32 protein-coding genes are annotated in these 23,922 nt (G+C 66.9%); 17 read left to right on the forward strand and 15 right to left on the reverse strand.

Translation table 11 applies throughout. The features are described from left to right. Positions 1-26 precede the first annotated feature (26 nt). Positions 27-1,457, reverse strand: coding sequence for a 3-isopropylmalate dehydratase large subunit (leuC, locus tag D4766_RS10380; protein ID WP_120717391.1), 1,431 nt, complete (start codon positions 1,455-1,457; stop codon positions 27-29). A gap of 122 nt (positions 1,458-1,579) precedes the next feature. Here leuC and D4766_RS10385 point away from each other — a divergent pair, with 122 nt between their 5' ends. Both D4766_RS10385 and D4766_RS10390 read left to right on the forward strand, forming a co-directional pair. Next, positions 1,580-1,978: an acyl-CoA thioesterase gene (locus D4766_RS10385; protein WP_194955761.1), complete on the forward strand. Its 399-nt coding sequence runs from the start codon at positions 1,580-1,582 to the stop codon at positions 1,976-1,978. Between the two features lie 15 nt (positions 1,979-1,993). After that, positions 1,994-2,512 (forward strand): sterol desaturase family protein, encoded by a 519-nt coding sequence (locus D4766_RS10390; RefSeq protein ID WP_120717393.1) that lies wholly within the window; start codon positions 1,994-1,996, stop codon positions 2,510-2,512. 10 nt (positions 2,513-2,522) lie between these two features. Here the strand turns inward: D4766_RS10390 and D4766_RS10395 are convergent, their stop codons facing one another. The 11 genes from D4766_RS10395 to D4766_RS13865 form a co-directional block, all read right to left on the reverse strand. After that, on the reverse strand, positions 2,523-2,870 hold the full coding sequence (locus D4766_RS10395; protein ID WP_120717394.1) for a YbaN family protein: 348 nt from the start codon (positions 2,868-2,870) through the stop codon (positions 2,523-2,525). A gap of 4 nt (positions 2,871-2,874) precedes the next feature. Next, positions 2,875-3,282 carry a SufE family protein gene (locus D4766_RS10400; protein WP_120717395.1) on the reverse strand — a complete coding sequence of 136 codons (408 nt, stop codon included), beginning with the start codon at positions 3,280-3,282 and terminating at the stop codon, positions 2,875-2,877. Positions 3,283-3,308: 26 nt separating this feature from the next. After that, on the reverse strand, positions 3,309-3,485 hold the full coding sequence (locus tag D4766_RS13860; protein ID WP_162935743.1) for a hypothetical protein: 177 nt from the start codon (positions 3,483-3,485) through the stop codon (positions 3,309-3,311). Continuing rightward, positions 3,482-3,745: a hypothetical protein gene (locus D4766_RS10405; protein ID WP_407701513.1), complete on the reverse strand. Its 264-nt coding sequence runs from the start codon at positions 3,743-3,745 to the stop codon at positions 3,482-3,484. The genes D4766_RS13860 and D4766_RS10405 overlap by 4 nt, the downstream gene beginning before the upstream one ends. Before the next feature lie 33 nt (positions 3,746-3,778). Continuing rightward, positions 3,779-4,066 carry a hypothetical protein gene (locus tag D4766_RS10410; RefSeq protein ID WP_120717397.1) on the reverse strand — a complete coding sequence of 96 codons (288 nt, stop codon included), beginning with the start codon at positions 4,064-4,066 and terminating at the stop codon, positions 3,779-3,781. Next, the gene (locus tag D4766_RS10415) at positions 4,063-4,392 is read right to left on the reverse strand and encodes a hypothetical protein (protein WP_194955762.1); all 330 of its coding nucleotides are present in this window, start codon (positions 4,390-4,392) and stop codon (positions 4,063-4,065) included. The genes D4766_RS10410 and D4766_RS10415 overlap by 4 nt, the downstream gene beginning before the upstream one ends. Then, positions 4,392-4,703, reverse strand: a complete 312-nt coding sequence (locus D4766_RS10420; RefSeq protein WP_120717398.1) for a hypothetical protein — start codon at positions 4,701-4,703, stop codon at positions 4,392-4,394. Before D4766_RS10420 ends, D4766_RS10415 begins: the two co-directional genes overlap by 1 nt. A 24-nt stretch (positions 4,704-4,727) precedes the next feature. Beyond that, entirely contained in the window at positions 4,728-5,105 is a 378-nt protein-coding gene (gene pspC / locus D4766_RS10425; protein ID WP_120717399.1) for an envelope stress response membrane protein PspC, read from the reverse strand. Next, positions 5,102-5,398 (reverse strand): envelope stress response membrane protein PspB, encoded by a 297-nt coding sequence (gene pspB / locus D4766_RS10430; protein ID WP_120717400.1) that lies wholly within the window; start codon positions 5,396-5,398, stop codon positions 5,102-5,104. Before pspB ends, pspC begins: the two co-directional genes overlap by 4 nt. 3 nt (positions 5,399-5,401) lie before the next feature. After that, positions 5,402-6,214, reverse strand: coding sequence for a phage shock protein PspA (gene pspA / locus D4766_RS10435; protein WP_407701514.1), 813 nt, complete (start codon positions 6,212-6,214; stop codon positions 5,402-5,404). Positions 6,215-6,366: 152 nt separating this feature from the next. Next, entirely contained in the window at positions 6,367-6,519 is a 153-nt protein-coding gene (locus D4766_RS13865) for a hypothetical protein (protein ID WP_162935744.1), read from the reverse strand. A 156-nt stretch (positions 6,520-6,675) separates the two neighbouring features. Here D4766_RS13865 and pspF point away from each other — a divergent pair, with 156 nt between their 5' ends. The 14 genes from pspF to D4766_RS10505 all read left to right on the forward strand — a co-directional run bounded on the left by pspF (position 6,676) and on the right by D4766_RS10505 (position 21,229). Beyond that, positions 6,676-7,710: a phage shock protein operon transcriptional activator gene (gene pspF, locus D4766_RS10440; RefSeq protein ID WP_120717402.1), complete on the forward strand. Its 1,035-nt coding sequence runs from the start codon at positions 6,676-6,678 to the stop codon at positions 7,708-7,710. Between the two features lie 124 nt (positions 7,711-7,834). After that, positions 7,835-8,392, forward strand: a complete 558-nt coding sequence (gene rimP / locus D4766_RS10445) for a ribosome maturation protein RimP (RefSeq protein WP_120717403.1) — start codon at positions 7,835-7,837, stop codon at positions 8,390-8,392. Between the two features lie 6 nt (positions 8,393-8,398). Next, positions 8,399-10,066, forward strand: a complete 1,668-nt coding sequence (gene nusA / locus D4766_RS10450; RefSeq protein WP_120717404.1) for a transcription termination factor NusA — start codon at positions 8,399-8,401, stop codon at positions 10,064-10,066. Continuing rightward, positions 10,047-10,805 (forward strand): DUF448 domain-containing protein, encoded by a 759-nt coding sequence (locus D4766_RS10455; protein WP_120717405.1) that lies wholly within the window; start codon positions 10,047-10,049, stop codon positions 10,803-10,805. Before nusA ends, D4766_RS10455 begins: the two co-directional genes overlap by 20 nt. A 22-nt stretch (positions 10,806-10,827) precedes the next feature. Continuing rightward, complete coding sequence (gene infB / locus D4766_RS10460) at positions 10,828-13,386, forward strand: translation initiation factor IF-2 (RefSeq protein WP_120717406.1); 2,559 nt, start codon at positions 10,828-10,830, stop codon at positions 13,384-13,386. A gap of 3 nt (positions 13,387-13,389) precedes the next feature. Continuing rightward, entirely contained in the window at positions 13,390-13,941 is a 552-nt protein-coding gene (locus D4766_RS10465; RefSeq protein ID WP_120717407.1) for a DUF1697 domain-containing protein, read from the forward strand. Beyond that, entirely contained in the window at positions 13,931-14,332 is a 402-nt protein-coding gene (gene rbfA, locus D4766_RS10470; RefSeq protein WP_120717408.1) for a 30S ribosome-binding factor RbfA, read from the forward strand. Before D4766_RS10465 ends, rbfA begins: the two co-directional genes overlap by 11 nt. Next, a complete protein-coding gene (locus tag D4766_RS10475) occupies positions 14,332-14,907 on the forward strand; it encodes a thymidine kinase (RefSeq protein WP_120717409.1) in 576 nt (191 codons plus the stop codon). The genes rbfA and D4766_RS10475 overlap by 1 nt, the downstream gene beginning before the upstream one ends. A gap of 5 nt (positions 14,908-14,912) precedes the next feature. Beyond that, on the forward strand, positions 14,913-15,632 hold the full coding sequence (locus tag D4766_RS10480) for a site-2 protease family protein (RefSeq protein WP_120717410.1): 720 nt from the start codon (positions 14,913-14,915) through the stop codon (positions 15,630-15,632). After that, positions 15,629-16,654 carry a tRNA pseudouridine(55) synthase TruB gene (gene truB / locus D4766_RS10485; RefSeq protein WP_234024774.1) on the forward strand — a complete coding sequence of 342 codons (1,026 nt, stop codon included), beginning with the start codon at positions 15,629-15,631 and terminating at the stop codon, positions 16,652-16,654. The genes D4766_RS10480 and truB overlap by 4 nt, the downstream gene beginning before the upstream one ends. Continuing rightward, a complete protein-coding gene (rpsO, locus tag D4766_RS10490; protein ID WP_120717411.1) occupies positions 16,651-16,920 on the forward strand; it encodes a 30S ribosomal protein S15 in 270 nt (89 codons plus the stop codon). The genes truB and rpsO overlap by 4 nt, the downstream gene beginning before the upstream one ends. Before the next feature lie 162 nt (positions 16,921-17,082). After that, positions 17,083-19,386, forward strand: coding sequence for a polyribonucleotide nucleotidyltransferase (gene pnp / locus D4766_RS10495; RefSeq protein WP_120717412.1), 2,304 nt, complete (start codon positions 17,083-17,085; stop codon positions 19,384-19,386). 113 nt (positions 19,387-19,499) lie between these two features. Further along, entirely contained in the window at positions 19,500-20,549 is a 1,050-nt protein-coding gene (locus D4766_RS10500) for a sensor histidine kinase (RefSeq protein ID WP_120717413.1), read from the forward strand. Continuing rightward, positions 20,549-21,229: a spermidine synthase family protein gene (locus D4766_RS10505; RefSeq protein WP_120717414.1), complete on the forward strand. Its 681-nt coding sequence runs from the start codon at positions 20,549-20,551 to the stop codon at positions 21,227-21,229. Before D4766_RS10500 ends, D4766_RS10505 begins: the two co-directional genes overlap by 1 nt. Here the strand turns inward: D4766_RS10505 and D4766_RS10510 are convergent. Beyond that, the gene (locus D4766_RS10510; protein ID WP_120717415.1) at positions 21,226-21,765 is read right to left on the reverse strand and encodes a DUF1993 family protein; all 540 of its coding nucleotides are present in this window, start codon (positions 21,763-21,765) and stop codon (positions 21,226-21,228) included. The two genes, D4766_RS10505 and D4766_RS10510, sit on opposite strands and share 4 nt — an antisense overlap. 63 nt (positions 21,766-21,828) lie before the next feature. After that, complete coding sequence (locus D4766_RS10515) at positions 21,829-22,542, reverse strand: GcrA family cell cycle regulator (protein WP_120717416.1); 714 nt, start codon at positions 22,540-22,542, stop codon at positions 21,829-21,831. Positions 22,543-22,613: 71 nt separating this feature from the next. Between D4766_RS10515 and D4766_RS10520 the strand changes: the two genes are divergently transcribed. Then, entirely contained in the window at positions 22,614-23,492 is an 879-nt protein-coding gene (locus tag D4766_RS10520) for an ABC transporter permease (RefSeq protein WP_120717417.1), read from the forward strand. A gap of 9 nt (positions 23,493-23,501) precedes the next feature. Here the strand turns inward: D4766_RS10520 and hspQ are convergent, their stop codons facing one another. Beyond that, a complete protein-coding gene (gene hspQ / locus D4766_RS10525) occupies positions 23,502-23,882 on the reverse strand; it encodes a heat shock protein HspQ (protein ID WP_120717418.1) in 381 nt (126 codons plus the stop codon). Positions 23,883-23,922: the final 40 nt, after the last annotated feature.

Below are 23,922 nucleotides of genomic sequence, written 5' to 3' on the forward strand. Positions count from 1 at the left end.
ATTGTGCGCCGCGGTTCGGCACGCGGTCAAGCCAGCTTGCGGACATCCGTCAGCCTGCCCGTGACCGCCGCGGCCGCGGCCATCGCCGGGCTGACGAGGTGGGTGCGCGCACCGGGGCCCTGCCGACCCACGAAGTTGCGGTTGGAGGTGGAAGCGCAGCGTTCTCCCGGCGGGACCTTGTCGGGGTTCATCGCGAGGCACGCCGAACAGCCCGGCTCGCGCCATTCGAGGCCCGCCTCCGTGAAGACCCTGTCCAGACCCTCGGCCTCGGCCTGCCGCTTCACGAGGCCCGACCCCGGGACGACGATGGCCCATTTGACGCCCGGCGCCTTGCTCCGCCCGCGCAGCACCTGCGCCGCCGCGCGCAGGTCTTCGATGCGGCTGTTGGTGCAGCTGCCGATGAAGACGTTCTCGATCGCGATGTCGGCAAGGGCCTGGCCGGGCTCGAGGCCCATGTAGGCGAGGCTCTTGCGCGCCGCGTCCTGCTTGGCGGGGTCGGGAAAGGCGGCGGGATCGGGTACCGTGCCGCCGATGGGGGCGACGTCCTCGGGGCTGGTGCCCCAGGTCACGGTGGGCTCGATGGCGCTGGCATCGATGGTGATCGAGGCGTCGAACCGGGCGCCCGAATCGGAATGCAGCATGCGCCACCACGCGACCGCGCGGTCCCAATCGGCTCCTCGCGGGGCGTAGGGGCGTCCGCGCAGGTAATTAAACACGGTGTCGTCGGGGGCGATCAGTCCCGCGCGCGCACCGGCCTCGATGCTCATGTTGCAGACCGTCAGCCGGCCCTCGACGCTCATGGCCTCGAACACCGGGCCGCGGTATTCGATGACATGGCCGGTGCCGCCGGCGGTGCCGAGCCGGCCGACGATGTGGAGGATGAGGTCCTTGGCCGTCACGCCGGGGCCGAGCGCGCCCTCGACTCGCACTTCCATCGTCCTCGACCGCGTCAGCAGCAGGGTCTGCGTAGCAAGGACGTGCTCGACCTCGCTGGTGCCGATCCCGAACGCGAGTGCGCCGACGCCGCCGTGCGCGGCGGTGTGGCTGTCGCCGCATACGATCGTGGCGCCGGGCAGCGAGAACCCCTGCTCGGGCCCCACGACGTGGACGATGCCCTGCGCCGCGTCGGTCGCGCCGATATATTCGATGCCGAAAGCCGGCGCATTGCGCTCGAGAGCGGCGAGCTGGGCGGCGCTTTCCGGGTCGGCGATCGGCAGGCGCGCGCCGCTTGCGTCGAGCCGGGCCGTGGTCGGCAGGTTGTGGTCCGGTACGGCGAGCGTCAGGTCCGGCCGGCGCACGGTACGCCCGGATACGCGCAGCGCCTCGAACGCCTGCGGGCTGGTCACCTCATGAACCAGATGCCGGTCGATATAGAGGAGGGCGGTACCGTCGCCTCGCGTCTCGACTACGTGGGCGTCCCAGATCTTTTCGTAGAGGGTGCGGGGGCGGCTGGCCATGGACCGGGGCTAGGACCGGGCCCGATGCGGGGCAAAGAGGGAAATCTTTGGGCCGCCCCGCCGGCAGGTTTCAGCGGGAGAAAGTCATGGAAAGGTAACGCGTTTCGCCTATATTGACATTCATGTCAGCAACCCCCTTCGCCCATCCGATTCGCATCGTGCCCGAAGACATCGACTTTATGGGCCACGTGAACAATGCGCGCTACCTGGGCTGGGTGCAGGACGCCGTCCTTGCCCACTGGCAGAAACTCGCGCCGCCGCACGCGGTGGCCGAACGACTGTGGGTCGCGCTCAAGCACGAGATCACCTACCGCCGCCCCGCCTTCCTCGACGACGAGGTAATCGCCAGCACCGTGCTGGAAAAGGTGCACGGCGCACGCGCGTTTTACAGCACGATCATCCGCCGCGGCGAGGAAGTGCTCGCCGAAGTGCAGAGCGCATGGTGCTGCGTCGATGCGCAGAGCCTTCGCCCCGCCCGCATCGGCGAGGAAATCGCGCGGTTCTTTTTCCCCGCCGACTGACCTATATTCCGGTCGATGGACTGGCTCATTCCCACCCTCATCGTGATCGCTTCCGTGCTTGGCATGGAACTCGTCGCGTGGGCGAGCCACAAGTACGTGATGCACGGGTTCGGCTGGGGCTGGCACCGCGATCACCACGAACCCCACGACAACGCGCTCGAAAAGAACGACCTCTACGCCATCGTCGGCGCGGCGATGAGCATCTCGATGTTCGCGGTCGGCAGCAAGCTCGTGATGGGCGACCGCGCGTGGTGGCCGGGCACGTGGATCGGTCTCGGCATCCTGATCTACGGCGTAATTTACACCGCGGTGCACGATGGCCTCGTCCACCAGCGATGGTTTCGGTGGGTGCCTAAGCGCGGCTATGCCAAGCGTCTGGTGCAAGCCCATAAACTGCACCACGCTACCGTCGGCAAGGACGGCGGGGTCAGTTTCGGTTTCGTCTTCGCGCAGGATCCCGCGAAGCTGAAGGCCGAACTGAAGCGCCAGCGCGAGGCGGGGATCGCCGTCGTGCGCGAGAGTGTGGGGGCCTGAGCGGTCCGTCTTATTCGTTGCGGGTCGCAATCCAGCCGCCCGCGATCACCAGTACCGCGATCGAGACGTAGTACCACGGCGCCCCCAGCGTATACCACGTGAACACCGTGCCGGCTGCCATCGCGAGGATCGCAAGCACTTTGGCCTTGCGCGAGATGGCGCGGCGTTCGCGCCAATCACGCACTTGCGGACCCCAATGCGGGTGATCGAGGATCTTCCGTTCCCATTCCGGATTGCTGCGGGCGAAGAAGTAGACCGCCAGCAGCAGGAACGGCACCGTGGGCATGATCGGCAGGACCGCGCCGACCGCGCCGAGTGCGACGCTCAGCAGACCGAGACCGGCGTACAGCGCCCGCATGCAGCTATCCCGCGGCGATCCGCGCCGCGTGTTCCTGAACGAGCGCGATCATGTTGGGCACGCCCTGGGTGCGGTTGCTGCTGAGCTGATGCTTGAGATCGAAGGGGGCGAGTTCGTCGGCCACGTCCATCGCGGCGACTTCATCGGCCGGCCGGTCCTGCACCGCGGCGACGACGAGAGCGACGATTCCCTTGGTGATCGCAGCGTTGCTGTCGGCCAGAAAATGAAGGCGCCCGGCATCCCCCGTCGGATAGACCCAGACCGCAGCCGAACAGCCCCGCACGAGAGTGGCATCCGTTTTGAGCGGGGCGGGCATCTCGTCGAGTTCGCGGCCGAGTTCGATCAACAGGCGATAGCGGTCGTCGGCGTCGAGGAACTCGTATTCCTCGGCAATATCTTGAAGGCTGCGCATCGAGCGGGCCTCTAGCGTGCCCCAGGCTAGGCCGCCAGTCCGCCCGGGCGGGTGATCGCGTAGTAGATCACGTAGATCCAGCTAAGGACGCCATGGATCGCCGCCCACACAATCGACTGATGGAGGTTCCAGCTGATCGCTACCGCGATCGCCGAACCAAGGCCGATGCCGGCTCCCGCAGCGCTGTTCGCGGCGCCGTTCACAGGTCCACCCCGCTCGCGATCGCCTCCAGCTTGCGGATGCGTTCCTTGAGGTCGCTGATTTCGATCCGCGCAGCGCCTAGCGCGCTGCCCGTATCGGGGCCATCGTCCCGCGAGTGGGGCGCGATGCGGCGCAGATCATCAGAGCGGTCAAGCTCGCGCTCCTTGAGAGTAAGCCAGCCCTGCCAGCCGCGCAACATCGCGAAGGCGACGATGGCGATGGCGGTCAGCGAAGTGGCCGAGTAGATCAGGTTGTCGCTCAACATGACAGAGGTCCTCCCTTGAACCTGTGGGCTTCAGGAATCCTGGCGGTCGCGCAGCGCCTCGATCTCGTCGGAGACCCGGCGGGCTTCGAGTGCCGAGGCGGAGTTCGCATCGGTCGCGATGCGTTCGAGCACCTTGATGCGTTCGCGCAAATCCTCGAGCTCGCGCTTCTGCGCGGCGTTCTCCGCGGCGAAACGTTCGGGCTGCTGCCGGTCCTGTCCTTGCCGATCGGATTTAGCGAGCGCCTTGTACCGCTCGGTCATGACCGAGGTAATGCAGCCCACCAGCACGATCAGGAAAATCATGGTCCACAGGCTCATTGCATCTTCTCCGACCGGTCGCGCAGGCGTTCGATGTCCTGCGTCAAATGATAGCCGCTGTCGGTGACGATCCGCTCGACGGTGGCGAGGCGGTCCTTCATCGAGCCGACCTCGGCGCGAAGCTGGGCGTTCTCCTGCGAGAGCAGCTTGATCCGCTCCTGCGCTTCGCCGTCGGTCTTCGGATAGACCGCCTGGCCCCACGCGCCGTCTAGCGGGTAGCCGTGTTTGATCCGCATCCAAGTGGTGACGACCCAGCCGAGCATACCGGCAGTGCCGACGATCGCCACGGTGGGGGCGATCATCTCGATAAGAGCGAGCTTTTCCATCAGACTCGCTCCTTCCTGAGGGTATCGATCGACACGCCGCTGTCCGCTTCGTCCACCCGCCGCTGGTCGCGCAGCGCCTCGATCTGGGTCGCGACGTCGTATCCCTTGTCGGTCACGATGCGTTCGAGCACGCGGACGCGGTCCTCGAGCGACTGGACCTTGCTGGAATACTGGGCGGCCTTCTCGGCGGTCGCCTCGGCGGTGGTGTTGACCTGCATCGCGGCGATCTTCTGCTGGTGCCGGGTCCAGATCGCGAAGATCGGGATCATCAGCGCGATGATCGGGATGAAGAGGGCGATCGTGCCTTCCATGATAATGCTCCCCCTTGTCTGACCTCAGCGCAGCCGTTCGATCTCGGCGTTCAGGCGCGGATTGCTGGTGACGTAGTAGGTCTCGACCTCGGCCAGCCGGCGATCGATCTCGCGGAACTTGCCGCGGATCTCGCGCGCGGTGCGCTTGGGGCTCTGGCGGACGCGCTGCCAGTACTTGCTCTCCTCCTGGTCGACGTAGAGGTGCGCCGGCTTCTTGTTAAGCAGCAGCCCGGCAATGAAGTAGACCGGCAGGATGAGGCCCATGCCCGCCAGCAGCAGGATGATGAAGCCGAGCCGGACCCACAGGGCGTTGACCCCGGTGTAGTCGGCGATCCCGGCGCAGACACCCATCAGCTTGGCGTTCTGCTTGTCGCGGTAGAGCGTGGTGCGGGGGCTGTTCATTGCTTCACTCCCTTCTTCTCGGCGATCAGGCGGTCGAGTTCGCGCAGCGCGTCGTTGTCCTCGTCGCTGTCGTGGACCAGGCGGGCGGGGCGGAAGCCCGGGTCGTCGGTGGAAACCAGCCGTTCGACCGTATCCATCCGCGCGTCGAGACGCTTGGCGAGATGGTAGAGTTCGTCGAGCAGGCTCTCATCGTCGGTGGTGATCGTCGAGGCAGTCTTCCACTTGGTGATGTAGTGCAGGATCACCCATGGCAGCGCCACGCAGATGATCAGTGCGATGATAACCTCTTCCACCGGTCAGTTCCCTTCCGTCTTGTGCGTGTCGCCGGACTGGTCGTCCGCGGCATCGTCCATTCCCATTGCGCGCTTCATCTGCGCCAGTTCGTCGTCGATCTGGTCCTTGCCCGCGAGCGCGGCGATCTCGTCCGACAGGCTCGGCTTGCCGGTGCCGTCGGCGATGCTCAGCGCGTCGGCGCGACCTTCGGCGTAGTCCACCCGGCGCTCGAGCTGGTCGAACCGGGCGAGCGCTTCGTCGGCGCGTTCGTTGGTCATCAGGCTGCGCAGTTTGACGCGGTTCTCCGCGCTTTCCAGTCGGGCCGCGATGGCCGTCTGGCGGCTGCGGGCTTCGCGCAGGCGGACCTGCAGCTTCTCGATGTCCTGTTCATAGGCGCGCAGTGCGTCGTCGAGGACGGCGATCTCCTCCTTGAGCTGGTCGGCCATGTCGCCGGCCTTCTTCTTTTCGACGAGCGCCGCGCGGGCGAGGTCCTCGCGGTCCTTGCTGAGCGCCAGCTGCGCCTTTTCCGACCAGTCCGACTGCAGCCGTTCGAGCTTCACCGTATGGCGATGCATCTCCTTCTGGTCGGCGATGGTGCGCGCCGCGCTCGCGCGGACCTCGACCAGCGTCTCCTCCATCTCGAGGATGATCATGCGGATCATCTTCGACGGGTCGTCCGCCTTGTCGAGCATGTCGTTGAAGTTCGCCGCGATGATGTCCCGCGTGCGGCTGAAGATACCCATGAATGCGACTCCATAGTTGGCGATGTCGCGCGCTTCGCGCGGCGACTGCGTGGGGGTGGGGCTGCGGCGAAGGCGATCGATCTCCTCGTCCAGCCGGCTCTGACGAGCGAAGGGCTGAGCCTGAGAAACATGAGGACGGGCCGGAGCGTCTGCACGGGGGGTCTGGGACCCGTGCCGGGGGGGGACGTCGCGCTCCGGCCCTAGGGGGTCGTTCCCGAGCCGGTCATCGGTGTAAGGGGGCTTGTTCACGAGACCTCCTTCGCCGTCACCACGCCGTCGAAGGCGTAGGCGGGGGTCGCCTGCACTTGCGAGCTGAGGGCGACGAACAGCGCCATCGCGGCGACGCTCGCTGCGGCGGCCTGGCCGAGGCGGGTCTCGAGAAAGCGGCGATCGAACATTGTGGTCTCCTGTCCATTCCTGCCCGCCGGAACGGGCTTGTTCACCTATCAGCAAGCCGCGTGCCAATTCGAATTTACGGGTGCATCCGGGTTTTCGACGAACAACATTGTGGTGCCCCTTGCCGAGGTTCGGGACTTTTCGCTATTTGTTGGGCCATGGAGCGGGAAAGCCAGTTCATCGGGCAGTCGGATGCCTTTCTCGACGCGGTCGACCGCGCGAGCCAGGCCGCGCCGATGACACGCCCAGTACTGGTGATCGGGGAGCGCGGAACGGGCAAGGAACTGATTGCCGAACGCCTCCACCGCCTGTCGGCCCGGTGGGGCGAGCCGCTGGTCACGATGAACTGCGCGGCGCTACCCGAAACGCTGATCGAGGCCGAGCTGTTCGGGCACGAGGCGGGGGCCTTCACCGGCGCCACGCGGGCGCGGGCGGGCCGGTTCGAGGAAGCCGACAGGGGCACGCTGTTCCTCGACGAACTGGCGACCCTCTCCATGCAAGCGCAGGAAAGGCTGCTGCGCGCGGTCGAATACGGCGAGGTCACCCGCATCGGCTCCAACCGTCCGATCCGGGTCGACGTGCGGATCGTGGCCGCGACCAACGAGGACCTGCCGCAGCTCGCCGACACCGGTCGCTTTCGCGCGGACCTGCTCGATCGGCTCAGCTTCGAGGTCATCACCTTGCCCCCGCTGCGCGTGCGCGAGGGCGATGTGCAGGTGCTCGCCGAATTCTTCGGCCGCCGCATGGCGAGCGAGCTGCGATGGGACGCCTGGCCCGGCTTTGCCGACCACGTGCGCCAGCAGCTCGAGGATCACCTGTGGCCCGGCAACGTGCGCGAATTGCGCAACGTGGTCGAACGGGCGGTCTATCGCTGGGGCGATTTCGAGAACCCGGTCGGGCACGTCGTCTTCGATCCGTTCGACAGCCCGTGGAAGCCCGCCGCCTCTCCCCGGCGCAAGGATCCGGCGGAAGCCGGCACCGCGGCCGCTCCGTCGGCGTCGCCTGCCGCGGCCGACTACGATTCGATCGCCGACCTGCGCGCGGCGGTCGATGCGCACGAGCGGGCGATCGTCGAACATGCCCTCGGTCGCAATCGCTGGAACCAGCGCCAGACCGCCAAGGCACTGGGCCTCAGCTACGACCAGCTGCGCCACTGTATCAAGAAGCACGGACTGGCCGAAGGCGCTGACTAGACGGCTTGCTTTTGGCGGCACTCGCGCCTATCTGGCCATCCATCCCGACATCGCGAGATCAAGGGGCTGGCGCCTTCGGGGGCCGGCACCGGACCGCTTTGCCGAACGAATACCGGAGAATTGCTTGGCCGACATCGCCCGCCTGACCGAACTGATCGAACCCGAAGCCGCCGCGCTCGGGCTCGAGCTCGTGCGGGTGAAGATGATGCCGTCCGAAGCCGGCGACGGCGGCGAGGCGCTGCAGGTCATGGCCGAGGATCCGGCGACCGGACAGCTCATCATCGACCAGTGCGCTGCGCTCAGCCGCCGCATCAGCGATGCGATGGATGCAGCCGAGGAAGCCGGCGAGGAACTGATCGCGGGCGCCTACCACCTCGAGGTCAGCAGCCCCGGCATCGATCGTCCGCTGACGCGCGCGAAGGATTTCGCGAACTGGGCCGGGCACGAGGCGCGCATCGTCATGGACAAGAGCCATGACGGCCAGCGCGTGCTGAAGGGCGAGCTCCAGGGTATCGACGGGAACGACGTGACCATCGCCGATCGCAAGGCGGGCGAAGTCGTCGTTCCGCGCGACCGGATCCATTCGGCGCAGCTCGTCCTCACCGACGCGCTCATCGCCGCCACCAAACCGCTCGACACCGCTGGTGCCGAGGAAGAATCTTTCGAGACAGAGGAAGAGTAAGACCCCATGGCCAGTTCGATTTCCGCCAACAAGGCCGAGCTGCTCGCGATCGCGAACTCGGTCGCTTCGGAAAAGATGATCGACAAGGCGATCGTCATCGAAGCGATGGAAGAGGCGATCCAGAAGGCGGCGCGCGCCCGCTACGGCAACGAGAACGACATCCGGGCCAAGCTCGACCCGATGACCGGCGACCTGCGCCTGTGGCGCGTCGTGGAAGTGGTCGAGGAGGTCGACGACTACTTCAAGCAGGTTAACCTGGAACAGGCCGCCAAGCTCGACAAGGATGCCAAGGTCGGCGACTACATCGTCGATCCGCTGCCGCCGGTCGATCTCGGCCGCATCGACGCCCAGAGCGCGAAGCAGGTGATCTTCCAGAAGGTCCGCGATGCCGAGCGCGAGCGCCAGTTCAACGAGTTCCAGGATCGTGCAGGCGAAGTCATCACCGGCGTGATCAAGTCGGTCGAATTCGGCCACGTGATCGTCAACCTCGGCCGGGCCGAGGGCGTCATCCGCCGCGACCAGCAGATCCCGCGCGAGGCCGCCCGTCCGGGCGACCGTGTCCGCGCGCTGATCACCAAGGTGGAGCGCAACAATCGCGGCCCGCAGATCTTCCTCAGCCGCGCGCACCCCGACTTCATGAAGAAGCTGTTCGCGCAGGAAGTGCCCGAGATCTACGACGGCATAATCACCATCCAGGCCGCCGCCCGCGACCCGGGCAGCCGCGCGAAGATCGGCGTCATCAGCCGCGACAGCAGTATCGATCCCGTCGGCGCGTGCGTCGGCATGAAGGGCAGCCGCGTGCAGGCGGTGGTGCAGGAACTGCAGGGCGAGAAGATCGACATCATCCCCTGGTCAGAGGACACCGCGACGTTCGTCGTCAACGCGCTGCAGCCGGCGACGGTCGCGCGCGTCGTGCTCGACGAGGATGAGAACCGCATCGAAGTCGTCGTGCCTGACGATCAGCTCAGCCTCGCGATCGGTCGCCGCGGCCAGAACGTGCGCCTGGCGAGCCAGCTCACCGGCCACCAGATCGACATCATGACCGAGGAAGAAGCCTCGGAGAAGCGTTCCAAGGAGTTCGCCGAGCGCTCGAAGATGTTCGAGGAAGAACTCGACGTCGATGAAACGCTTTCGCAGTTGCTCGTTGCCGAAGGCTTCGCCGAGCTTGAGGAAGTTGCCTATGTCGAACTGGCCGAATTGGCCGGCATCGAGGGCTTCGACGATGAGCTCGCCGAGGAACTTCAGAGCCGCGCGACCGAGGCGCTGGAGCGCCGCGACGCCGGCTACCGTTCCGAACGCACCGAACTGGGTGTCGAGGATGCGCTGGCCGAGCTGCCGCACCTCAACGAGCAGATGCTGGTCACGCTGGGCAAGGCCGGGATCAAGACCCTCGACGACCTTGCCGATCTCGCGACCGACGAACTCATCGCCAAGAAGCGCGAGGCGCCCCGGCGCCGACAGTCCGCTCCGACCGACGGTCCGCGGCTGCGCGCCGACATCGTCAAGGCCCGTCCCGAGGACAAGGGCGGAGTGCTCGGCGAGTACGGCCTGACCGAAGAGCAGGGCAACGAGATCATCATGGCCGCTCGCGCCCACTGGTTCGAGGACGAGGAGCCGGCAACCGCCGGCGAATCCGCATCCGAGGAGGCCGCGCATGCGGACTCCGAACAATGAGCGCCTAGGCTCCGACATCGCTGAAGCAGGGTCCCCGGAAAGCAGCACTTTCCGGGATGCCCAGGCGCCGGCTCTCCGCAAGGCGGAACCGGAGCGCAAGTGCATCCTCTCCGGGGCGCATGGACCGCGCGCGCACCTCCTCCGCCTGGCCATCGCGCCGGACGGAACGGTGCTGCCCGACGTGCATGCCAAGGCGCCCGGCCGCGGCGCGTGGCTCGGCGTCTCGCGCGCCGAACTCGAGACCGCGATGGAGAAGGGCAGGCTCAAGGGCGCCCTCGCCCGCGCGTTCAAGGGCGCGGCGCTGACCGTACCGGACGACCTGCCGGACCGCATCGAAGACGGCCTCACCCGCGCGTTCCTCGACCGGCTGGGACTCGAAATGCGGGCCGGACACCTCATATTGGGTAGCGACCGGATTGCCGAGCATGCCCGCGGCGGGGCGGTCAACCTGCTGCTCCACGCCCGCGACTCGAGCGCGGACGGCAATCGCAAGCTCGACCAGGCCTGGCGGGTCGGGCGCGACGCGGAAGGCAGCGGCGAGACCGGCACCGTGTTGCCACTGGACCGGGCGGCTTTGTCTGTGGCAATGGGCCGCGACAACGTCGTCCATATGGCGCTGGCCGACCCCAAGGCCGCCGCGCGAGTATCCCTCGCGCTATCGCGCCTGATGCATTTCCTTGGGCCGCAAGACGCGGCCGACACTGGCGCCGGAAGCGATTCCGGCGCGACGGACGACTGATCGAAGGACGAAGACGAGTTATATGAGCGATAGCAACGACACCCCGCGCGAACGCAAGCCGCTTGGCCTCAAGCGGTCGGTCGACGGCGGCGAGGTCAAGCAGACCTTCAGCCACGGCCGCACCAACAAGGTGGTGGTCGAGGTCAAGCAGCGCCGCGTCCTTCGCAAGCCCGGCGAGGCGGCAGCCCCGCCGCCGCCGCCCCCGCCGCCCCCGCCTCCGCCGCCGCCGCCCCCTCCGGCAGCCACACCCGCGCCCGCCGCGAAGAAGAAGCCCTCGCCCGCCGGCGAAACCCCGCAGGAGCGGGTCGCCCGCCTGCAGCGCGAGGCCGAGGAAGCGCGTCTCGCGACTCTCGCCCAGCAGACCGAGCGCGAGGCCGCCGAACGCGCGGCCGCGATCGAAGCCGAACAGCGCGCCCGCGAAGCCAATCGCGAGGCCGAGGAAGCCGCCGCTAAGAAGGCTGCGGAAGACGCCAAGGCTCCGCCTGCAACCGAAGCGCCCGCCGAACCGGCTGCGACTGCCGAAGCGCCAGCATCGGCCCTTGCTGCCGACGGAGCCGCCGGCGGCGAAAGCGCGCCCGCTCCGCGCCGGTTCACCCCGGTCGCCCGCCCCGAGCCCAAACGGCCCGAGGTCAAGAAGAAGGACGACAAGCGCGGCGCGCCGGCCGATACGGCCGACCGCGGCGGCGACAAGCGCCGTTCGGGCAAGTTGACCGTCACCAAGGCGCTGAACGAGGACGAAGGCCGCCGCGCCCGCAGCCTCGCCGCGCTCAAGCGTGCCCGCGAAAAGGAACGCCGTCTCCACGGCGGCCCTGCGCAGAAGCGCGAGAAGCAGGTCCGCGACGTCGTGGTGCCCGAGGCAATCACCGTCCAGGAACTGGCCAACCGCATGGCCGAAAAGGGCGCCGACCTCGTGAAGGCGCTGTTCAACATGGGCATGATGGTCACCGTCAACCAGACGATCGACCAGGACACTGCCGAACTGCTGGTCGAGGAATTCGGCCACAACATCGAACGCGTGTCGGAAAGCGATGTCGACATCGTCTCGGCCGAGGATCAGGACCCCGAGGAGACGTTGAAGGCACGCCCGCCTGTGGTCACGATCATGGGCCACGTCGATCATGGCAAGACCAGCCTGCTCGACGCGCTGCGCGGCACCGACGTGGTGCGGGGCGAGGCCGGCGGCATCACCCAGCATATCGGCGCCTACCAGATCCAGACCAAGGGCGGCGACAAGGTCACCTTCCTCGACACGCCGGGCCACGCCGCCTTTACGGAGATGCGGGCGCGCGGTGCGAACGTCACCGACATCGTGATCCTGGTGGTCGCGGGCGACGACGGGATCATGCCGCAGACGATCGAGGCCATCAATCACACCAAGGCGGCCGGCGTGCCGATGATCGTGGCGATCACGAAGGCCGACCGCGAGGAATACAACCCGCAGAAGATCCGCGAGCGCCTGCTCGAGCACGAAGTCATCGTCGAAGCGATGAGCGGCGACGTGCAGGACGTGGAAGTCAGCGCCAAGACCAAGGCCGGGCTCGACGAACTGGTCGAGAAGATCCTGCTCCAGGCAGAACTGCTCGAACTGAAGGCGCGGCCGGACCGCGATGCCGAGGCGACCGTCGTCGAAGCGCAGCTCGACAAGGGCCGCGGCCCCGTGGCGACCGTTCTGGTCACCCGCGGTACGCTGAAGCGCGGCGACACCTTCGTAGTCGGCACCCAGAGCGGCCGCGTCCGTGCGCTGGTCGACGACAAGGGCAAGCAGGTGAAGGAAGCCGGACCCTCGTTCCCGGTCGAGGTTCTCGGCCTCGGCGGGGTGCCGATGGCGGGCGACCAGCTGACCGTGGTGGAGAACGAACAGCGCGCCCGCGAAGTCGCGAGCTACCGTCAGGAAAAAGCGACCGAGAAGCGCACCGCGCTGGCCCCGACGAACTTCGACACGATGTTCGCCGGACTCCAGTCGAACGTGGTCGAATTCCCGGTGCTGGTGAAGGCCGACGTGCAGGGTTCGGTCGAGGCGATCGTCTCGGCGCTGCACAACCTGTCGAACGACGACATCAAGGTCCGCGTGCTGCACGCCGGTGTGGGCGCGATCACCGAAAGCGATGTCCAGCTGGCGGCGGCGAGCAAGGCGCCCATCATCGGCTTCAACGTGCGCCCGAACCCGAAGGCGCGCGACCTCGTGAAGCGCGACAACGTCGAGATGAAGTACTTTGACGTGATCTATCACCTGACCGAGGAAATCTCGAAGGAGATGATCGGCGAACTGGGCCCGCTCAAGGTCGAGAACGTCATGGGCCGTGCGCAGGTCAAGGAGGTCTTCAAGAGCGGCAAGCGCGACAAGGCCGCCGGCCTGCTCGTCGAGGAGGGCGTCATCCGCAAGGGCCTCCATGCCCGTCTCACGCGCGACGACGTCATCGTCTCGGCGACGACCATCGCGTCGTTGCGGCGCTTCAAGGACGACGTGGACGAGGTCCGCGCGGGTCTCGAATGCGGCGTCGTGCTGGCCGACACCAACGACATCCGGGCGGGCGACCAGCTCGAGGTGTTCGAGGTCGAGGAGCGCGAGCGCACGCTGTAAGCGATGGCTCGCTACCTAGCGCTCCTCGGTTCGATCAACGTCGGCGGCAACCGGCTGTCGATGGCGGATTTGCGCGACGCTCTCGAGCGCGAGGAGTTCGAGGGCGTCGAGACGGTGGTGGCGAGCGGCAACGTGCTGTTCGACCACGAAGACCGCCCGGCGGAAGGCCTGGCCGAAAAGATCGCGTGGATCGTCGCCGACCGGTTCGACATCCGGTCGGCCGTCGTCGTGCTCGACCGGGCGGCGCTCGCGGCGGCGATCGCGGAGAATCCATTTTCCGGGGTGGGGGAGGACAAGTTCGTCCACACGCACTTCCTCACCTGCCAGCCGACTGAGGCGCAGTTCGCCGCGTTGATGGCCGACCATGCCGGCCGGGGCGGCGAGAAACTCGCGTCCGGCACGCGCGCGCTCCATATCGACTTCGGCGACGGCGTCGCGGGCAGCAAACTGACCGGCGCATTCATGGACAAGCGGCTCGGCTGCAGCGGCACCGCGCGCAACATGCGTTCGCTGAGGCGCATTCTTGCCAAGATGGAGGGCGCCGATGGCGCGTAACGCATCCACCCCCGAACAGCAGTCGGTCCGCGTCCTCAAGGTGGGCGAGCGGGTGCGGCATATCCTGTCCGAATTGCTCGCGCGGGGCGAGGTCCACGATGACGTGCTGACCGCCCACAGCGTGTCGGTGACCGAGGTGCGGATGACGCCGGACCTGCGCAACGCGAATGCCTACGTGAAGCCTCTGCTGGGTGAGGACGAGGACATCGTGCTGAAGGCGCTGCGGACGAACACCGCGTTCTTCCAGCGCGAAGTGGCCAAACGCCTCGGGCTCAAGTTCGCGCCGAAGCTCCGGTTCAAGCCGGACGAGAGCTTCGACGAGGCCGAGCGGATCGAGCGACTGCTCAACGATCCCAAGGTCGTCCGCGATCTCGAGCCCGACGACGACTGATGGCCAAGCTCTATTTCTACTATGCCAGCATGAACGCCGGCAAATCGTCCACGTTGCTGCAGGCGGATTTCAACTACCGCGAACGGGGCATGCGCACGATGCTGTGGACCGCGCAGCTCGACACACGCAGCGAGGGGATGGTGCGCAGCCGCATCGGCCTGGAAGCGGACGCGCACCTCTACGATCCCGCTACCGACTTGTGGGCGGAAGTGACGACGCGCGATCCCGTCCCCGACTGCGTGCTGGTGGACGAAGCGCAATTCCTTACGAGGGACCAGGCCTGGCAACTCGCGCGGTTGGCCGACGAGGCGGGCATTCCCGTCGTCTGCTACGGCCTGCGCACGGACTTCCGGGGCGAACTATTCCCGGGCTCGGCGGCGCTGCTGGGCATCGCCGACAAGCTCGTCGAACTGAAGGGCGTGTGCCACTGCGGCCGCAAGGCGACGATGAACCTGCGCGTCGATGCGGGCGGCGGGGCGGTGCACGAAGGCGAGCAGACCGAGGTCGGCGGCAACGACCGGTATGTAGCGTTGTGTCGCAAGCACTTCAGCGAAGCGCTCGGCAGCCCTACATAACCCCCATGTCCGATACCCTCCTGTTCGCGGCGATCCTGATCCCGTGCCTGATCGTCGCCATCGTGTTTCACGAGGTCGCGCACGGCTGGGCCGCGCTCGCGCTCGGCGATCCGACCGCGAAGGAGCAGCGGCGGCTGAGCTTCAACCCCATTCGCCATGTCGATCCAGTCGGGACATTGCTGGTCCCCGGCGCGCTGGCGCTGTTCGGCGGACCCATCTTCGGTTGGGCCAAGCCGGTGCCGGTGAACTTCAACCGGCTCGACAACCCGCGCACCGGCATGATGCTGGTCGGCGCGGCGGGGCCGGGAATGAACTTTCTGCTGGCGACGATCGCCGCGGTCGCGCTGGGCCTGACGCTGACGGCGGGATCGACGCTCGGGCTCACGGACAACGGGTTGCCGACGATCTTCGCGGCCGACGGATCGACATCGATGTTGGGCACCGGTCTCATCGTGTTCATTCTCATCAACACGTTCCTCGGCCTGTTCAACCTGCTGCCCATCCCGCCGTTCGACGGCAGCCATATCGTCGAGGGGCTGCTGCCCCGCAGCCTCGCGGCGCAGTACGCGAAGCTGCGCAATCTCGGGATGCTGTTGTTCATCGCGCTGATCGCCGCGACGTGGGCCTTTCCCGATGCGAACCTGATCGGGCGCGTCGTCGGTCCCCCGGTGGACTGGGCGCTCGACCAGTTCCTCTCGCTCGCCGCCGCGGTGGCCGGCGCGTGAGCGCCACAGGAAGGCTGGTGAACGGCTGGCTGATCCTCGACAAGCCGCGCGGGCTCGGCTCGACCCAGGCGGTCGCGGCGGTGAAACGCAACTTGCGCGAGGCGGGTTTCGGCCCGAAGTCGAAAGACATGCCGAAGATCGGCCACGGCGGCACGCTCGATCCGTTGGCCGAAGGGGTGCTGCCGATCGCGCTCGGCGAAGCGACCAAGCTCGCCGGACGCATGCTGGACGCCAGCAAGGTCTACGAATTCACGATCGCATTCGGGGAGGAAACCGACACGCTCGACACCGAGGGCGCCGTGATCGCCCGGTCGGACAAGCGGCCTTCGATCGCCGCCCTGCAGGCTGTGCTGCCCCTGTTCACGGGCGAGATTGACCAGGTGCCGCCCGCCTATTCCGCGCTCAAGATCGACGGGAAACGCGCCTACGACCTCGCCCGGTCGGGGCAGGACGTGGAGCTTGCGACCCGCCGCGTCACGATCCATTCGCTCACCAGCGGGCTGCAGCCGCGCGACGAGGCGCTCTATTCGACGTTCGCCACCACCGCGACCCGCCCCGATCCCGAGATCGGCTTCGTCCCGCTCGAACTCGCCGACAGCGTGACGCTGACCGCGCATGTCTCGAAAGGCACGTACATCCGCTCCCTTGCACGGGACATCGCACGCGCGCTTGGAACGGTGGGGCACGTGACCTATCTGCGGCGGACGAAGGCAGGCCCGTTCCACGAGGATCAGGCGATTTCGCTGGACTTGCTGAACGAAATCGGCAAGGGCGCGCGCCTTGAAGATCACCTTCTGCCGCTCGAGGCAGGGCTGGACGGTATCCCGGCCCACGAACTCGACCCGGAAAGCGCGCAGGCGGCCCGACAGGGCCGGATCGTTTCCGGACATGCCCTCCCGACCGGGCTCTTCCTCGGCACATCCGGTGGCATACCGGTGGCCCTGATGGAATCCGACGGACAGGCGGCGAAAGTCGTCCGGGGCTTCAACCTCCCCGATACCGCGAAAGACGAAAACACATGACCGTTACTGCCGAAAAGAAGCAGGAAATCATCAAGGACAACGCGCAAGGCACCGGCGATACCGGTTCGCCGGAAGTGCAGGTCGCGATCCTCACCGAGCGTATTCGCAACCTCACCGAGCATTTCAAGGATCACCACAAGGACAACCACTCGCGCCGCGGCCTCCTGATGATGGTCAACAAGCGCCGCAGCCTCCTCGCGTACCTCAAGAAGAAGGACGTGGAGCGGTACAATGCGCTGATCGCGAAGCTCGGGCTTCGCAAGTAACCAGTTTCTCGGAGGGGCGGCTTCGGTCGCCCCTTCGTTTATCCGGCCAGTCGCATCCGGCAGCTGGCCCTGGGGCGCGAATAGCCCCGCACCGGACCGGGACGGAATCCCCGGCAGCAAACCCCGCCGATGCAATAGGGCTGGCGGGCCGAAGGAAAACACATGTTCGACACCAAGACCGTAAGCATGGAGTGGGGCGGAAAGACCCTCACCCTGGAAACCGGGCGCATCGCGCGCCAGGCTGATGGCGCCGTTCTGGCGACCTATGGCGAAACCGTGGTGCTGTGCGCCGTGACCGCCGCCAAGACCGTGAAGGAGGGGCAGGACTTCTTCCCCCTGACCGTTCACTACCAGGAAAAGTTCTTCGCCGCCGGGCGCATCCCGGGCGGCTTCTTCAAGCGTGAACGCGGCGCGACCGAAAAGGAAACGCTGGTTTCCCGTCTCATCGACCGTCCGGTCCGCCCGCTGTTCCCCGAGGGTTTCTACAACGAAATCAACGTCATTGCCCAGGTGCTGAGCTATGACGGCGAGGTCGAGCCCGACATCCTCGCGATGATCGCGGCATCCGCTGCGCTTACCATTTCGGGCGTGCCCTTCATGGGCCCGATCGGCGCCGCGCGCGTCGGTTACGAGGATGGCGAATACATCCTCAACCCGCGTCAGGACCGTGCCGCCGACGGTGCGCTCGACCTCGTCGTCGCCGCCACCGGCAACGCCGTCATGATGGTCGAATCGGAAGCCAAGGAACTTGCCGAAGAGGTCATGCTGGGCGCAGTGTTGTTCGCCCACGACGAGATCAAGAAGGTCGTCGGCCTCATCACCGATCTCGCCGAGCAAGCTGCCCGCGACCCGTGGGAACTGGCCAAGGTCGAAGACAAGGCCGGCGTGCTCGAAGAACTGCGCGGCGTCATCGGTGAAGACCTGGCTGCCGCCTACAAGCTGACCAACAAGGCCGAACGGCAGAACGCGATCAACGCCGCCCGCACCAAGGCCCGCGAGCATTTCGCCGACCTCGAAGCCAGCGACCCGGCCGGCTACATGGGCCGCCTGAAGCTAGTGAAGAAGCTGGAAAGCGACATCGTGCGCAAGGCCATCCTCAAGGACGGCACGCGTATCGACGGCCGCAAGACGGACCAGGTCCGCCCGATCGTGTCGGAAGTGCACATCCTTCCCCGTGCACACGGTTCGGCGCTGTTCACCCGCGGTGAAACGCAGTCGATCTGCACCGCCACGCTGGGAACGAAGGACAGCGAGCAGATGATCGACGGGCTGGAGGGTCTCTCCTACTCGAACTTCATGCTGCACTATAATTTCCCGCCGTATTCGGTGGGCGAGGTCGGACGCTTCGGCGCGCCGAGCCGCCGCGACACCGGGCACGGCAAGCTTGCCTGGCGTGCGCTCCGCGCGGTGCTGCCTTCGAAGGAGGACTTCCCCTACACGATCCGCGTGGTGTCTGACATCACCGAGTCCAACGGTTCGTCCTCGATGGCGACGGTTTGCGGGGGATCGCTGGCTCTCATGGATGCCGGCGTGCCGATCACTCGGCCGGTCAGCGGCATCGCGATGGGCCTGATCCTCGAAGGCGAGGAGTTCACCGTGCTTAGCGACATCCTCGGCGACGAGGATCACCTTGGCGACATGGACTTCAAGGTTGCCGGTACCTCCGAAGGCATCACCACGATGCAGATGGACATCAAGGTCGCCGGCATCACACGCGAGATCTTCGAATCAGCCCTCAACCAGGCCAAGGGCGGCCGTGCCCACATCCTGAACGAGATGCAGAAGGCGCTGGGCGAAGCCCGCACCGAACTGTCGGCCCACGCCCCGCGCATCGAGACCATGCAGATCGACAAGTCGAAGATCCGCGACGTGATCGGCACCGGCGGCAAGGTGATCCGCGAGATCGTCGCCGAGACCGGCGCCAAGGTCGACATCGACGACGAAGGCCTGATCAAGATCTCCTCGTCCGACCTCAGCCAGATCGAAGCGGCCCGCAAGTGGATCGCGGGCATCGTGGAAGAGGCCGAAGTCGGCAAGATCTACGACGGCAAGGTCGTCAACATCGTCGATTTCGGTGCGTTCGTGAACTTCATGGGCGGCAAGGACGGTCTCGTCCACGTCAGCGAAATGAAGAACGAACGGGTCGAGAAACCGACCGACGTCGTGTCGGAAGGCCAGGAAGTGAAGGTCAAGGTCCTCGAGATCGATCAGCGTGGCAAGGTCCGCCTGTCGATGCGCGTGGTCGACCAGGAAACCGGCGAGGAGCTGGAGGACACCCGTCCCCCCCGCGAACCGCGCCAGGATCGCGGTGACCGCGGCGGCGACCGTCGCGGACCCCGCGGTGGCGGCGATCGTGGTGGCCGTGGCGGCGACCGCGGTGGACGCGATCGGGGTCCGCGTCGCGACCGCGAGGACCGCGGACCGCGTGAAGGCGGGGATCACATTCCCGACTTCCTGAAGGACTGATCCTCCACTAGAGGATTGAAAAACCGAGCAAGGCCGCGTGGACTGCTAGGGTTCGCGCGGCCTTTCTTGTGAAAGGCCCGGGTCGCGGCCGGGATCGACGGAGGTCTTGGATCATGAGTGGTGACAATACCGGCCATGTGCCGTTCCTTTCGCGTCTGCCGCTCGAACAGGATCGCCCCTGGATCGGCTACGGCGTGGCGCTGGCGCTCGCCGTGCTGGCGTGGTGGGTGCGCTGGGAGATCGGCGAGGGGCTGCCGCCCGGCTTCCCCTACCTGACCTTCTTTCCGGCCGTCATCGTCTCGGCGTTCTTCTTCGGTCTGCGGCCCGGGATCGTCTGCGCCGTGCTGTCGGGCCTCGCCGCGTGGTACTTCTTCATCCCGCCTGTCGACAGCTTTGCCCTCAGCTTCAATTCGGCGCTGGCGCTGGCGTTCTACGTCTTCATCGTCACCGTCGACATCGCGCTCGTCCACTGGATGCAGAACGCGAACTGCGACCTGCTGATCGAGCGCCGCCGCACGCTCGACCTCGTCGACACGCGCGAGATGCTGTTCCGCGAGTTGCAGCACCGGGTCGGCAACAACCTGCAGATGGTGTCCTCCCTGATCGCTCTCCAGAAACGCCAACTGACCGACGACGCGGCGAAGGCCGCACTCGACGAGGCGAGCCGCCGTCTGGGCCTCGTCGGGCGCATCCATCGCCAGCTCTACGATCCGGCCGGGGCGCAGCTTAGCCTGGCGGCGTATATCGACCAGATCTCCCGCGACGTAATCGCCGCGTCCGGGCGCGATAACCTGAGCTACGAATTCGTGAAGGAAAGCGACCCCGCGCTGCCCGCCGACAAGGCGATCCCCACCGCGCTGGTGGTGGCCGAAGCGTTGAACAACGCCATCGAGCACGGCTTCGGCGCGGGCGAGAAGGGGCACGTGATCGTCACCGTGGCGCCGTCGGACGCGGGCGTATCGGTGACCATCGCCGATGACGGGAAAGGCCTTCCCGACGGGTTCGATCTCGAGACGTCCGACAGCCTCGGCCTGCGGATCGCGCGCACGCTCACCCAGTCGCTCGGCGGCCGTTTCACCATGGCGGCGGCGCCGGTCGGGCGGGGCGCGATCGCCCGGCTCGAAATCGCACTCGCGCAGCCCGATCCACCGGTGCTCGGCTGATGCTCCCCCGCGAAACGATCGCCGTCGCGCAGATCCCGGGCGGCGACACGCTGACGCTGGTGAAGCACGGCGGCGATCACGTCGTCATGCTGGGACGAGACGAGCTGATGGGAACGCGCATGCGCTTTTCCGAAGAGCAGTTGGCCGAACTCACCATCGCGGAACTCGGCAAGCAGGATCCGCGCGTGCTGATCGGGGGGTACGGCATGGGGTTCACCCTGCGCGCCGCGCTCGCGAAGCTGGGGCCCGGCGGTCGGGTGACCGTGGCCGAGATCGTGCCCGAAATCCTCGACTGGGCGAAAGGCCCGCTTGCGCATCTTACCGGCGACACTTTGTCCGACCCACGTGCGCGCGTGGAGCTGTGCGACGTCGCGGCTCTGATCGACGATGCACTCGATGGCACCGTCGCCCCGTGGGATGCGATCCTGCTCGATGTCGACAACGGGCCCGACGGGATCGTGCGCACCGGTAATGAACGGCTCTACACTCGCACCGGTCTCGCGCGCGCCCGCGATGCGCTGGCCCCCGGCGGCGTGCTGGCGGTCTGGTCCGCCGGGCCCGATCCGAAGTTCTTCCGGCGCCTGAACGATGCCGATCTGGAAGTCGAAGAGCGGACCGTGCGTGCGCGGCCCAACAACAAGGGGCCGCGCCACACGATCTGGTTCGCCCGAAAAGCTTAGCCCGCAGCGCCCGCCTGCTGGAACATCGGGCCAGCAGGGTTGCCCATGTAGTCGCGCTTGCCCAGCGGCACGCCCTTCATGCGCAGGATGGCGTAGAACGTGGTCGCGTGGAACTGGAAGTTGGGCATGTTGAACCCCAGCAGGAACCGCTCGCCGGGCAGGGTGAAGCGGGTTTGCCCCCCGAGCACGAAGTCGATCGGGCGATCCGCCAGCGCGTCGATCTCCTCTGGCGTGGCGGCCTCCATGCGGTCGGCCGCGGCGGCGACCATCGCGCGCATCGCGTCCCAGCTGTCGGGCACATCCGAGAAATCGGGCGTGAACGCGCCGGCGGCCAGCTGGTCGAGCGCGTAACCGCTGTGCATCCAGCAGGCGCGGATATGCCAGGGCAGCGGCCACATCGTGTCGGCCAGCCGCGCCTCGAGCAGGTCGATCCCCTCGGCTTCGGCAAATTCCTCGCCCTTGTCGATCAGCCCGGGCAGCGCGCCAAGAAGCTGGCGGGCGGTGGGCACGAATGCGGCGTAGAGATCGAAGGCCATCTGTGGTTCTCCCGAATACGAAAGGGCCCGGCAGTCTGGCGACGGCCGGGCCCTTGCTAGCTCTCAGCGGACCCGCGGACCGCCGAACGGCAGCGGCGGGGGCGGGCGGCGGACACCGCGCGGCAGCTGCGCCTGATAGGCGCGACCGCAATGCTCGACGCAATAGGGGAAGCCCGGGTTCACCGGCGTCCCGCAGAAATGGAAATCGGGCTCGCCCGGATGCCCCATCGGCCAGCGGCAGACCTTTTCGGTGAGGTCGAGCAGGCCTGTCTTGTCGGCGATCTCCGGGCTGGGTTTGGCCGGAACGAGACGGCGGGGCGGGGCGGGCGGGATCGGCGCCTGCTGGTCGCCGGGACCCTGTCGGAGGAACCCGCCGGGTCCGACCGAAACGATCTTGGGAAGGTCGGGCGCGGGGTTCGGGATCGGCTGACTGGGCGACGCGGACTGCGCCGCGCCGGCGGCGGGAGCCGGAGCGGCGCCGCGCGGTTCGGCGGCTACGGGACGCGGAGCGGGAGTGGGGACTGGCGACGGAGCAGGCGCCGCCTTCTTGACGGCAGGGCGCGGGGCAGGGGCCGGTGCGGCTGCCGCCTTCTTCGCGGCAGGCTTCTCCTCGTTGGCCTTCACCGGGCTGGGCCGCGACTTGAGGCCGAGGCGGTGCGCCTTGCCGATCACCGCATTGCGGCTGACGCCGCCCAGTTCGTCGGCGATCTGGCTTGCGGTCGAGCCGCCTTCCCACATCTTCTTCAGGGTCGCGATGCGTTCGTCTGTCCAGCTCATCGGGGGCGTTCGTGTCCTGTCGTCTTGCGCGCGGCTTGTATCCTGAGGCACCAGCCCCTAGTCGCCGCTCGATGGCCGATCAAGCGCAGTCCCGCCCCCTCGATGCAACAGCCGCGCCGGCGTTTCCGCCCCGCGGTGTCCCGATCATCGAGGGTGTGAACTGGATCGGCCTGTGGGCGCTCTATATGAAGGGCGTGCGCCGGTTTCTCAAGGTGCAGACCCAGACTGTCTGGGCCCCGGCGGTCACGACGCTGCTGTTTCTCGTCATTTTCACCGTCGCATTGGGCGGATCGTCGGGAAGGGCGGGCCGCGAGGTGCTCGGCGTCCCGTTCGCTACCTTCGTCGCGCCGGGTCTGATCGTAATGGGCATGATGCAGAATGCGTTCGCCGATTCGGTATTCAGTTTCCTGTCGGGCAAGATTCAGGGCACCATCGTCGACCTGCTCATGCCACCGCTGTCGACCGGCGAACTGATGGCGGGCATCGTGGGCGCGGCGGTCACGCGCTCGGTCATGGTCGGCGGCGCACTCACGGTCGCCATGGCGTTCTATCCCGGGGTCAGCCTGCACATGGCGCATCCCTGGGCGGTCGTATGGTTCGGGCTGATGGGGGCGACGATGCTCGCGCTGCTCGGTCTGATGACCTCGATCTGGGCAGAGAAATTCGATCACGCAGCGGCCGTGACCAACTTCGTCGTCGCACCGCTCAGCCTGCTGTCGGGCACGTTCTACGTGATCGACAACCTTGCGCCGCACTTCCAGTGGATCAGCCGCGCGAACCCGTTCTTCTACGTAATCAGCGGGTTCCGCTTCGGATTTTTGGGACGCAGCGATATCGGCGACACCAACCAGGCCGTGATCTGGAGCGCGATCGGCCTCGGCGCGTTCGTGCTGGCGCTCGGCATCGCGGCCTACGCGCTGCTCAAGTCGGGCTGGAAACTGAAGAGCTGACGCCCGGCTTCAGTGCGTCAGGCCGCGGCGCAGCTTGTAGCGGCCGTCGGCGAAATCCTCGAACAGGTCGTTTACCTGCGGGTGGTCGACCGGGCCATTGTCGGCATCGGGCAGCAGGTTCTGCTGGCTGACATACGCGACGTAGGACGAATCGCCGTTTTCCGCGAGCAGATGGTAGAACGGCTGATCCTTGCGCGGGCGGACCGCCTTGGGAATAGCCTCGTACCACTCCTCGCTGTTGGCGAAGACCGGATCGACGTCGAACACCACGCCGCGGAAATCGAACATCTTGTGACGCACGACCGAGCCCACCGAAAACCGTGCATCGGCGCGTGCGGGCACTTCGATCGTGCGGCCTGCCTGGGGCGAAAAGAACTGCGAACGGTCCATGTCTACAGCCGAATATAGGCGTGTGCAGGTGCGAAACAAG

It is taken from the genome of Tsuneonella amylolytica (genome assembly GCF_003626915.1).
GTDB lineage: Bacteria > Pseudomonadota > Alphaproteobacteria > Sphingomonadales > Sphingomonadaceae > Tsuneonella > Tsuneonella amylolytica.